Source organism: Candidatus Bathyarchaeia archaeon (genome assembly GCA_038882715.1).
GTDB lineage: Archaea > Thermoproteota > Bathyarchaeia > Bathyarchaeales > DTEX01 > DTEX01.
This window is the reverse complement of the sequence record JAVZNR010000003.1, coordinates 146,153-157,122: the sequence shown is the minus strand read 5'-3', so window position 1 is coordinate 157,122 and position 10,970 is coordinate 146,153. Positions and strand designations below refer to the sequence as shown.

Genomic DNA, 10,970 nt, shown 5'->3' with positions numbered 1-10,970 from the left:
TGACATGGACCTGTGGCTCGGAAACGAATTTACTACAAACGATAAGCTCGGCTGGAAAAACCTAGAAAAGGAGGTTGAAATCCTACAGCAACACCTACCAAAGAAGGGCGTAAATAAGATAGCTGAGCTGGCAAGGAGGGCAGGAGAGATAGCGGAAGAAGCGCTTAACGGCAAAGTAAAGATCCTAGACGAAGACTTCAAAAACATTATCCAGACAATGCTTTAAAAATTTCTTCCTCAATAAAGCATCTAAATTGGCTTACTACTAAGATAAGTCAAGGTAGTTAAGTGAAAACGCCCGTTAACTATCAATTAAGCCTTCCAGAAGAAAACGACGAATATATATCCCGGTAAAATTGTTGTATGTGTGGAGAATATAAGTATACTTACCCGCGCATGCTCCATACATAGGCTAAAGCTCCCAATGGGCCTTTACGGCTCTTTGGTAGTTAGCTCCGCCTAACGCACAACCATATTTTAACTACCGTCGCTTAGTTTTTAGGTTTCGAGTGGCTTAACTCCCCTACGATTACAATGTTATAAGTTTCATTGACCCAGCTCTTTTTACTTTCTAGCGCTAAACACTTAAGGCTAGTTCTATGGAAAACCTCAAGTATTTAAACCCGTCTGCGCGGCAACTGTTGCGGGGGATAAAGGATGCAAATATACCCGGTTTTTGAAAACTATAGATATTTGTGCTGGATAAAGAGATTTGCTTCACATTATTCCTCAATTAGAAGGACTACCGTTATCAGCTCGTTGTCAGCTCTATCCTTCTTCTACTTAAACAGCACTTCAAGAAAAAGAAAAGGCTAAAGGAAAGGAATTGCACCGTTAATAGTGAAGTATTGAGCCAAAATAGACAAGCGCTATTGGGGGCGCGCTCACCCCATACGCGGGTAAGCAGGCTTATGGGGCGGCTTTGACGTGAAATTCTTAATGCATGTAGCTAACCTCAAATTTCTTATGAGACTAATATTTTGATTGATGAAGATAGATCTGTTAAGCCTATGGCATCATTATTTCTTCCGTAAACGTATTAGGGTTGTTGCCGAGTGCCAGCATTGTAGGTATGGACTTACTGAGGCGGATTTAGAAGAAGGAAAATGCCCGTCGTGTGGAATGCCGATAAGGAAGAAAGGGGGTGTGCGCCAATCTGATGGATAGATTTTTAATGTATTTGTGTTGCCTAACGCTAAGATAGCTTTAACATTCACCTAGAAGTGGGCGAACACTTGTAGACCATCAATCCACTGATGGTGAGTATAGATGATGGTAAACGAGACATTATTAGGGTGTGCACCTTGGAAGATAAAGGCACGCTATGCTCTATGATTGGGCATGTTAGGCTCCATTAGAATGGCGATTGCATGTTATAGAATGTTTGTTCTACGTCCATAGCCTAAATAGTGTGATCCTAACATTATACCATTTTTCTATAAGTTTTATCGCTTCCGTGAGATTTCTCAGCTGGAGCCCCCTTATAATTTTAAGGCGTTCGTGGGATAGATAGCCCAAGTTTCTTCTTATAGCGTATCTATTGCATACGCATAATGTGAAGCCTCCCTGCCGCTTTGAGTACCTTGCTGTAAGGTCCCCGGCGCCAATAATCCTACCCCTATAATCCCTAACGACGACATTTGGGAAGAGCAGTATTCCCCTACGTAAGGTTAACTCTAACTCATAATCTTTAATTCCACGCTGCAGATCTATGAACATAAAGGGGCCAATTTTTTCAGCTAGAGCTGGCCTAGCGGCATCCAACACATCTTCTTGATTTGGCTCGTCAGCTCGAACATAAGCAAGATAAATGTCTCTCTTATGCTTCCTTAGAAGAACCTTCCATACTCCTTTTCGAACCTTCTTCGCGACAATTCTACCGTGTATCTCCAGCGTATTCACGTCCATTACACCAATAGGATAACTTATCCACCACCTGCCCAAACCATGCCACCAAACACATAATTAGATTGCTAGTTTGCAAACGCACTTAATTTACCTTTTAGGCGCTCCACGACCTCCGGGAAGGCATTTAAAATCTCAATCATATCTTGGCTTAGTGGGCCAAGACTCCTTGTAATAACTTTGCCTTTAACCTTCTTTTGAACGTAAAGATAATTTCTTCCACCAATAGTCTTAATGGTCACACCATAACCCTGATTAATATACTCTTTAAGGACGCTGTACTCTCTTGTTGCCTTAAGCACATCCTCACCGAACAGTGGATAAAAATCTAAATAGGATCGAGCAGCACCCCACCTATTCAAACTATGGGCAATAACCTCATCAATGCGCCCCCTATTATAAATTCCAATTTCTTCTAGGAATTCGTCATCGGGGATTGGGGGCGTTAGGACCTCAGGAACTAGGAATATTGGTCTCAGCTCTAGGAAGCCATGCTTTACCGGAGAAAAAACGACTACGCGTCCTTTAGCCACACTATTTCTAATTTTTTCTGCATTAAATAAGGAGCCGGTTATCTCAGCCAAAATGTCTGTATCTATAACAAGCGATTTTGTTAAAACTATTAAATCGAATGCCCTCATAAGTCTCTTAATCTCATCTGAATGAAATATGGGTCCTGGGATGAGCACTAATGGGAGACCACTCTTTTTAACTTTCATAATAGTATCTATTGAGGGGTTAGGGATGTGGCAAGCATATATTCTGAAGGGCTCTATATTTGCGATTCTCGCCATCTCAGAGCAGAATTTTTCTAAGATTAAATCAGTATTCATAGTTAGGGAAGATAGGACAATGATTATTCGCCCTTCTTCAGCGAGTTTGCCGAGGTTCAGCTTGAATATGTCAACGCTTTTCCTGCCAAGAGGATCAACATATACCACATCATCTATTCTTTTTTTAGGAATGCTGGAAAGGATAAGCTTGTCCACCCTGATTGGTCTACCATTATATGTGATTAAAAGGAAACCCCTACCACAAATTATGTCCTGCAGCATCAAGCTAGTCAAAAAGAGGAATTCACTAGTTGGCCCATCAATAAGAACATTTATACCACCTATCAATTCATAGCCGATATATTTCTGGTAATGCAGATCCATACCAAAAAATAGGATTTTTTCTTCAGCCCTGGGCCTACTCATAAGGTGCTGAATAAACCTTTCATGTAACAAACGCTTAATTAAGTCCAAATCCCCTCAACAAACTCTAAATTATGATTATATTTAAATTTTTCCTCAAAAATAGTTTATTTTTTGAAAAAAGGGAAAATATGGGCTCGAAACGAAAATTAAAATCTAACCCCCGGCACCATTTATATACTTTTGGATGAACCCCCGACACTTTACTTCCGCCTCCTAAAGAACTTAAGGCCTTCATGCTCGCAAACATACTCAAAGCCGGCCTCAATGAGCTGAGCGATCTCCTCCGGGGTTCTCGCAACCTTACATATGTATTTATCGTCTTTAAGGCCCTCAACCAGATGCATGTAAACCAAAGTGTTTTTAATGTTCTTGTGGCCGATCAGCCTCATAACATGCAGTATGTCCCTTGTCTTCGCATACTCCATTGTTGCCTTCCAATGGCGTATCGTGTGGAAGCTAATTTTAAGCAGCCTTGGTTACTGAGCTTATGCGCTATCTTCCACCTATGCCTTAAGAAGGTTCTTGCCAAGTTATCTAAATCCTTGTATCTGCTGAACAGACCCAACAAACTCAACAGCGGAGAATATACCCCCTCCCCCATAACTATCCCCTTCCATATGCTTCTTTTTAGCTTCTCCCGCATTTTCCGCAAATGAAGCGCTCTTCTCCGTCAGCAAACTTAACATAGAACTCTAGTCCTATTCCACCGCAGAGCGGGCAAGGTTGCCAGCGTATTGGCGCCTCTTTCTTTAAAACTGCAAAGGGCTTAAGAGGTGCCCCCTTTATCCTGCTGTTTGTTTTGTTGTGTCTGTTGAGTGTATCGTTTCCACGCCTGAACACCCTTGGCCGTTAAAACATAGCCTTTGGCTGTCCTGATCACAAATCCGTTCGCCTTAAGGGAAGCCATCTTTTGCCTTATCCAGCTCGCATCGTGGTTAGTTTGGTTGGCTAATTCCGCCTTAAGCTCTTGCTCACAACAAGCTCACTTACTGGTACTTTGCCATCGCGAATCAAGTCGCATGTTTCAAGAACGTAATTGAGCGCTTTCTTACACTGCCTTTCTAAGATTTCTCTAGCGTCTTCAGCATCAAACAATATCTCCATGAGTTCGGTCTCAAATTTCTTAATGAAGTCCGGGTAGTCGTGGCGTCGGAGCTCTATTCCCCTATAAAATAGTTCGCCATTAGTTAGCTTCCCGAAGTAGCGCCTTGTGGCGTCTATGTTTGGATCTGCCTCCTGCTTTAGCAGGACAAGAAATTTGAAGTGCTTATCCAACGTGATAGGTAAGCTTGTTCTCTCGCTAATTTCTCTGGCTAGATCCTCGAAGTCCCCTCTAGATGCACCTTTCTTTTTGATGAAGAGGCTGTCGCTGTCGGCATATATTACCTCAAAATCATTTTGCATCGCTATATTCATTGATTTCACGAGGATATTCCTGGCAATTCGGTTAATCTCCTCATAGCAGGCGATATTTCCGAACCTGTTTGCGAAGCAGCCGCTGTAGCCGTAGATGCAGACAAGGATTCCCTTTAAAGCCTTCTGCCTCTGTTCGCACCACATCCACTCGCAACTACCTTCAGGGAAACTTTTCTTAAGGTGCTTGAAGTAGAGTCTCCTTTCCAGGTATTTTTTAGTTATCTGCGGTAGGAAAACCGTTGTGCCAGCCCTGATAACCTCTTTTGAAACCGTCTCATAACTGACATTATATTTTACTATAATGTTCGGGAACATTGATTCAAAGTCTAATACTCCAACATTCTCATGCAGTCCCGTTTTCGGCGAGAGTATCAGGCTTCCTCTATCGTCAAACACGAGATCCCTCGCAGTCTTAACATATTGAGAGGAGGCGCGGGATTGAGGAATGATAATGCCCCTTTTAACAGCCTCATAACATTGCCTACTATCTATTATCTTACCGGCAGGCCACCTAGCCGCTAGACCCGGAGGGGCCAGCGAAAACCTTGAAAGCTCAACGATGCCAGCTACCCCAACAGATAAGAATGTTTCGAGGTTGAGCGGGACTCTGCCCATATGCGCATACGGCAAAAGTCTATTTAGCCCCAGGCGGTCAGCATCTTCTCTGCCGAGCTTAAGCTTCAATCCGATAGCCTCAGCCCTCTCTAGGATGTAAGAGATCTTTTCATCCACTTCATCAGAAACTAAAAAGTCCGGATCCAGCCTTTCGATTTCTTTAGAAAACTCGGAGAGCAGCCTCTCCTCGCCGCCCTCAAGGGACTTAACTGGGTTCAAATACTCATCGAAAATAACTATCTTCGAGATGGGATCTGTTTTTGCGTCGGGAGTTAGCTTTCGGCTTGAAACTTCAATATCAAATATCATGCTCGTGAATGGGGGAGGTTTAATCTCCTGCCAATCGTCCAGAATCTCAAAGCAAATTAGCTCATTCCTCTCGTTATAGGAAAAATCAATGGCGCCTGTTGGCGGAAGATCTTTCCAGAATAAATACCATTGGATGTGTGGAAGGTCAATATTATAGAAGGCTTGTATGCCACTAATCTCCGATAGATCTTTGAGAACCCTTCTATAGCTCTTTGTTGAGTCAACGTCGATGCGAAGAACCTTTCTCTTCTCCGAAGTTAGGGACGTATATTTCCACTCGCATTTTATGCCCGCTATATTTGGATGAGTGGTCAACGCCACGGTTAATCCCTCAAGATCAACGTCTTCTTTAAGCTCAATGTAGAAGCTAGGCCTATACCTGTCCGTTAATCGGACAGATTTCCCATCCTCTGTTTTTATCCACAGTACTGCCTCGCTCCCAGCGATATAGGCGTCTAAAAGCCACCCGCGTGCCCGCCTCATTAAACTATGCTTCCCCTACTCCAAGACCTTCTTCAGCGACGCCTCCATCTCCTCCATCTTTGCGCGCATCACTTTTATTTGCCTTAGCGCTTCCTCAATGAGCTTTCGGTTGTCTACGATGGCAGTTACCAACATTACGTCGAGAACCGTTGGGATCTGAGCGTAGCTCATAGCGCCCTGCTCGCTGCTCCAAACCTGTATAAGGCTGTCAAGCGCTTCTCTCCGCTTCGAATCCAGAAGAGCCTCCCTATAAGTCCTTTTAAGGTTATCTATCTCCTCTTGAAGCATAACTCTAAATGGATGGGTTACTCTGCCCAATAAATCACCTCCCTCAAATAACCTAATATTAATTATTCCGGACCTTCTATTAGGGTGCTTAACGAGAAAAACCGAAATCAAATCCCTCTTACTTCTCCTAAGGTAAACTATTACCGAAGCCTTATGCCTGAGAAACCTTCCTCCCTCCGGCTTCGGTATCCTATCGTGGCGGCCTCCAAGCGGCCTGCAAGAAGCCACCAGGGCTACGCCGCTCTCTGCGCAAACTCGCCATATCTCGGTTCTTGGTGGTGGCTTTCCAGCCGGTAGCCTGGTGGCTGTTACTGGTCCTCCGGGCGTCGGTAAGACCATTTTTGCTGCGAACTGGATTTATAATGGTGTTGAGAGGCTTGGCTGTAAGGGCTTGTATGTGAGTTTTGTTGAGGGGCGGAAGAGCTTCTTTGAGAATATGCGTGGTTCGGGGTTAGATTTTGAGAGGCTTGAGCGCGCTGGAAAGTTTAGGTTTCTGGAGATGGTTACGCTTAAGGAGGCCGGCCTCCCAGCCATTATTGAGCAGATTTTAGGCGAAGTTGCTGATATAAAGGCGAATATGCTTGTCATAGACTCTTTTTCAGCGATAGCGCAGGTTATTGAGAAGCCCTATGATATGCGCATGCTCGTCCATAGCGTTTTGAGTAAGATTGTTAGGGAGATGGGCTGCACAACGATGATAATAATCGAGAAGATGAGCGCCGAGGAAACCTACGAGCCAGCCGAATTTCTATCAGACTTCATAATCCACCTCAATAAGGCTGAAGTCGATGGGGCTCCACTAAGATACTTAAAGATACTTAAGGCCCGCGGAACAGAGATACGGCAGCCACAATTAGCATTCACGTTAAAAGGCGGATTCAAGGTCTTCAGGCCGCTGCCTCCAGGTAGTTTTCCAGAGCCAACAAAGAGATTTAAGATTGTTCCGCATGGCGAAGATTACTATTCCTCAGGCATAAGCGACCTAGATAGAATTGTGGGTCCAATGTTTAGGCGTGGATGCTACAACCTCCTGGAGGTTGAGAGGACTGTGCCACTATCAATTGAGCGGACTTTCAGAGTGATTCTTGTGAACGTTTTAAATCAGGGGGGATGCGCTGTTATTCTTCCGCCTCAGGGTTTAAGCGCCGTAATGGTTTGGAGGTCCCTTGAGCCGTTCGTTTACGAGGAGGCTTTAAGGAGCAATCTTAAGATCGTTGACTTTAGGACCACAGCTGGCGAAACAGCTGAGATCGCTGAACCATGCGTGATACCGTTTAGCGGCAGATCCATAAGGGAAGATATGCTGGGCTTCTGGAACGCTGTCTCCGAGCTTAGGAGCCGGTATGGTAAGCCGGTCTTTACGATAGTTGGCTTCGACACGCTAGAATACGTATACGGCAAAGATGAGCTGCTGAAGATTCTTGGTGAAGACCTAGCGAAGACAAGGAACTTTGGTGATGTAAGGCTGAATATTGTTAGGCCCGAGTGCGCCATAGCCAGCCACTTAAGCTCCCTAGCCGACATACACCTAATCGTCAGGGAGATATGCGGCGCAATATTCCTACAAGGAATAAAGCCAAAAACACCACTACTAAATATTGAACTACATACAGATGAAGAAGGATCAGAAATCAAATTAACACCAGTACTATAGCCATTTCAAGAGTCCGGCAAAACCATAAATAACTCTTTAGCAACCTTATTAAATATCATCTACCAATAACCTCATCTGGTGATAAAAATGGTCCAACCCTCTCCTCAAGAAAATAAAAAATAAATTATTTAGACACTCTAGATGAGGGAGGGATTTGGACCCGTGGTGTAGGAGCCCGCCCGAGGCTCCAATACCCCTAGGTTCTGGAGCCCTTCGGATTTTAAATTTTTGGATGCAGAATGCAGTGTGATACACTACATCCATGTTTACAAGAGACTTGAAGGCTGCTAGGCTTAGGCTTAGTTTAGTTTACACAACTTAGTGGTTACTTGATAAATATAATGTTTTTGAGGGGTTGGAAGTGGATGTCGCCCGTTACTATTTTAGCTTCCTTTGCATATACTATGGAGTATAAATTGATGGAAGGAGCACATATATCTTCTAGAGAGATTTTCCTCAAAACATTTAAATGACTAAAGATGATTTTGAATATTCATGGAGACTTATGTAAAAAATGGCTTCTGAAACTAAAGTTAGGAAAGGGAAAAGGGTCAGCCGAGTTAGATTCAGCGCGGTCTCTATTCCGCTACCCCTACTTGAGGAGATCGATGATCTCATTGAGAAAGTTGGCTACTGGCCTAGCCGCTCCGCTTTTGTCCGCGAGGCATGCATAGAAAAGATTGAGCGAGAGCGAGCGCGTATACGGAGAGCGTAGATATATTTGAGCCCTCTCATCCATTATTTCACCTAATATTTTGGGATATTCTATTGAGGGTCGACCACCATAATTTTTCCATCGAACATACGGGTACATAAAACCTTTCATTAATTTTCTTAAATTTCGTAGTGCACGTAACCTTTGCCATCTATTTGATGGAGAAACTTAGACTATTTTATTAGTTTTCATCCCTTTCCGTTATGCGGCTGTATAAAGGGGCTGTATTAAGGCTGAGATAAATTTTTTAAAACAATTAATTTACTGAGAGGAAAAACAGATAGATTAGTTTCACGTCTTTAACTTAATTGTTTTACCCGTCTCAGTGGATTCATAGGCTGCTTCCATGATTTCCACAACATGTTTACCTTCTTCCGGGGTACCTATTGGTTTTAGATCGTTAAGTATGCATTTTATGAAGTGGCGGTGCGTGTGCTGAGGCTCCTTCTCTTTAGCTAATGCCGGTATAATCCAGCTCGAATCTTTTTGCCTATAGAAGACCACTGGTGTATTAAAATAATTTAAGAGAACTGTTCCTTTCGTCCCATATATGCTTGTTCCCTCAAGCGTCGCAGCCTGCGTCCAACTAGTCTCCGCGACAGATATTGCTCCGTTCTCCATCTCCATAAGCAACGCGCCATTATCCTCCACTTTCGCCGGCTTATCTAAAGTAGCTACTAGCGCTGACACGCTTTTAACCCTGCCTAGTAAATACACTATTTGACTTATCGCGTAAACCCCTAAATCCAGCAGGACGCCGCCGTGAGCCCTTTCGGGATCAAAGAACCAGCAGTTCTTCTCCTCACCAAACATCCGGGTTACTTCCTCCTGATATTTCTCCGGTCCTTCATGGGCTACGCGTGACCTTGCCATACATATTTTCCCAAGATCACCATTATTGAGAAGATTTTTAACATAGTCGAAGGCGGGCGTATCAAAATAGACGAATGGTAAAACCATGACCTTTAAGTCGCTACGTTTACGCGCAGCGTTCACAATCGCCTCAGCATCCCTTGAATTCGTGCACATGGGTTTCTGAATGACCACGTGTTTCCCAGCATTGATGGCGTCCACAGCGATTTTAGCATGCGTCGGGTGTGGGGTGGCTACTATCACAGCGTCAACATCGTTTCTCTCCAGAAGTTTTATATAATCGGAGTACCAGAATTTTATGTTAAACCGTTCAGCAGTGAGTCTCGCTCTCTCCTCCTTTATATCTGACACAGCAACTACTTCAGCCTCTTCTATTGCCTTAAGCTCCGGAATATGGAAGTAGTTCGATATGCCGCCACAACCAATTATGCCAAAGCCAACCTTCCCCATTTATAACCCTCCTAGCGGCAAGTATATTCTTCTCCCCTCAAGCGCTGAGCGCAATCCAGCCTCTAAAACCTCCTGAACATTTCTATTGAACTCCACGTTTAGAGGTTCTCCTATCTTTATATCTTTCTCTATGCATTCTAAGAAGTATTCTGGACCGTTTCTCAAGCCTTTAGGCGGTTGAGGTGGCTCTATGACCTCATGTGATATATCTCTGTAATTACCCTTAACTTTAACCGAGTAGAAATGTAGTTTTCCATCCTCCTCAACTACAAGTGAACCGTCAACACCATTTATAATTGGCCCATGGATGGGGTAGGATCCCACCTGCGACCAACAGGCTTCGGCTATGCCGAAAGCATTCTTGTAGTCCATTATGATCACGGCGTTATCATCCACCTCTAAATATGTTCTGGCCAATGTCCCCATAACCCCCACTACGCTTTGAGGCATGCGTCCTAGAAACCATAGCGAGAGATTCACGCCATAGCAGCAGTAGTCCATGAGGGCCCCGGCCCCATCAAGTTCCTTATTATAGAGCCATGTGTAGAAATAGGGCGAGCAGCCGATCTCCTTTGGCCCCGCATGGGCTCCTCTGAAACGTATATGGAAGATTTCGCCTATCCTGCCTTCCTTAACCATCTTATACGCTTGCTGTATAGCTGGACTCCAAGTTGTGGGATAATTAACCATAACCTTTATTCCATGTTTTTCAGCCGCCCTCACTATTCGCTCAGCCTGCTCCAGGTTAGCGGACATGGGTTTCTCCATTATCACGTGAACCCCTTTCTCAGCAGCCGCCTCCACAACGTCCGCATGCCTACTGTTCTCCGTGCACAGCAATATTAAGTCAAGATCGCTCTCTTTAAGCATCCTTGAAAAATCTGTGTAAATTTTGTTTACACCGAAGAGCTCCTTTGCCCTCTCTAGGAGCGGAGGGTTTAAATCAGCTGCGGCCTCTATTTCCACTTTCCCCGTGTCCTTAAACTGGTTTAGTAATCCCCAGACATGATCGTGGACTAATCCCGCTATTCCCAACTTATATTTTCGAGACATAATTTATGCT

At 44.1% G+C, this 10,970-nt stretch carries 12 protein-coding genes; 4 read left to right on the top strand and 8 right to left on the bottom strand.

The genetic code is table 11. The annotated features are described in order from the left end of the window. Nucleotides 1–226, top strand: a 226-nt coding sequence (locus tag QXR61_03280) for a hypothetical protein (protein ID MEM3756971.1), incomplete at its 5' end; no start/stop codon positions are given. Nucleotides 227–984: 758 nt separating this feature from the next. Further along, nucleotides 985–1,167: a hypothetical protein gene (locus QXR61_03275; GenBank protein ID MEM3756970.1), complete on the top strand. Its 183-nt coding sequence runs from the start codon at nucleotides 985–987 to the stop codon at nucleotides 1,165–1,167. Between the two features lie 222 nt (nucleotides 1,168–1,389). Here QXR61_03275 and QXR61_03270 read toward each other — a convergent pair whose 3' ends face one another. The 6 genes from QXR61_03270 to QXR61_03245 all read right to left on the bottom strand — a co-directional run bounded on the left by QXR61_03270 (nucleotide 1,390) and on the right by QXR61_03245 (nucleotide 6,443). Beyond that, nucleotides 1,390–1,944, bottom strand: coding sequence for a hypothetical protein (locus QXR61_03270; protein MEM3756969.1), 555 nt, complete (start codon nucleotides 1,942–1,944; stop codon nucleotides 1,390–1,392). A 29-nt stretch (nucleotides 1,945–1,973) separates the two neighbouring features. Continuing rightward, nucleotides 1,974–3,104 carry a hypothetical protein gene (locus QXR61_03265; GenBank protein ID MEM3756968.1) on the bottom strand — a complete coding sequence of 377 codons (1,131 nt, stop codon included), beginning with the start codon at nucleotides 3,102–3,104 and terminating at the stop codon, nucleotides 1,974–1,976. 200 nt (nucleotides 3,105–3,304) lie between these two features. Continuing rightward, a complete protein-coding gene (locus tag QXR61_03260) occupies nucleotides 3,305–3,529 on the bottom strand; it encodes a hypothetical protein (GenBank protein MEM3756967.1) in 225 nt (74 codons plus the stop codon). A gap of 202 nt (nucleotides 3,530–3,731) precedes the next feature. Continuing rightward, a complete protein-coding gene (locus QXR61_03255) occupies nucleotides 3,732–3,944 on the bottom strand; it encodes a hypothetical protein (protein MEM3756966.1) in 213 nt (70 codons plus the stop codon). Between the two features lie 108 nt (nucleotides 3,945–4,052). After that, entirely contained in the window at nucleotides 4,053–5,927 is a 1,875-nt protein-coding gene (locus tag QXR61_03250) for a DNA polymerase domain-containing protein (protein ID MEM3756965.1), read from the bottom strand. Nucleotides 5,928–5,942: 15 nt separating this feature from the next. Continuing rightward, nucleotides 5,943–6,443 carry a hypothetical protein gene (locus tag QXR61_03245; protein MEM3756964.1) on the bottom strand — a complete coding sequence of 167 codons (501 nt, stop codon included), beginning with the start codon at nucleotides 6,441–6,443 and terminating at the stop codon, nucleotides 5,943–5,945. Here QXR61_03245 and QXR61_03240 point away from each other — a divergent pair. Together QXR61_03240 and QXR61_03235 are read left to right on the top strand one after the other, a co-directional pair. Further along, entirely contained in the window at nucleotides 6,355–7,869 is a 1,515-nt protein-coding gene (locus QXR61_03240) for an ATPase domain-containing protein (GenBank protein ID MEM3756963.1), read from the top strand. The genes QXR61_03245 and QXR61_03240 overlap by 89 nt on opposite strands. 514 nt (nucleotides 7,870–8,383) lie before the next feature. After that, nucleotides 8,384–8,584: a ribbon-helix-helix domain-containing protein gene (locus tag QXR61_03235; GenBank protein MEM3756962.1), complete on the top strand. Its 201-nt coding sequence runs from the start codon at nucleotides 8,384–8,386 to the stop codon at nucleotides 8,582–8,584. Between the two features lie 291 nt (nucleotides 8,585–8,875). Here QXR61_03235 and QXR61_03230 read toward each other — a convergent pair whose 3' ends face one another. Together QXR61_03230 and QXR61_03225 are read right to left on the bottom strand one after the other, a co-directional pair. Continuing rightward, complete coding sequence (locus QXR61_03230) at nucleotides 8,876–9,907, bottom strand: Gfo/Idh/MocA family oxidoreductase (GenBank protein MEM3756961.1); 1,032 nt, start codon at nucleotides 9,905–9,907, stop codon at nucleotides 8,876–8,878. Further along, nucleotides 9,908–10,960, bottom strand: a complete 1,053-nt coding sequence (locus tag QXR61_03225) for a Gfo/Idh/MocA family oxidoreductase (protein ID MEM3756960.1) — start codon at nucleotides 10,958–10,960, stop codon at nucleotides 9,908–9,910. Nucleotides 10,961–10,970 lie beyond the last annotated feature (10 nt).

Bases quoted from the DNA above. Each gene is read 5' to 3' on its own strand.
- QXR61_03225 (MEM3756960.1), bottom strand. From the start codon at position 10,960: ATGTCTCGAAAATATAAGTTGGGAATAGCGGGATTAGTCCACGATCAT.
- QXR61_03250 (MEM3756965.1), bottom strand. From the start codon at position 5,927: ATGAGGCGGGCACGCGGGTGGCTTTTAGACGCCTATATCGCTGGGAGC.
- QXR61_03265 (MEM3756968.1), bottom strand. From the start codon at position 3,104: ATGAGTAGGCCCAGGGCTGAAGAAAAAATCCTATTTTTTGGTATGGAT.
- QXR61_03230 (MEM3756961.1), bottom strand. From the start codon at position 9,907: ATGGGGAAGGTTGGCTTTGGCATAATTGGTTGTGGCGGCATATCGAAC.
- QXR61_03235 (MEM3756962.1), top strand. From the start codon at position 8,384: ATGGCTTCTGAAACTAAAGTTAGGAAAGGGAAAAGGGTCAGCCGAGTT.
- QXR61_03260 (MEM3756967.1), bottom strand. From the start codon at position 3,529: ATGGAGTATGCGAAGACAAGGGACATACTGCATGTTATGAGGCTGATC.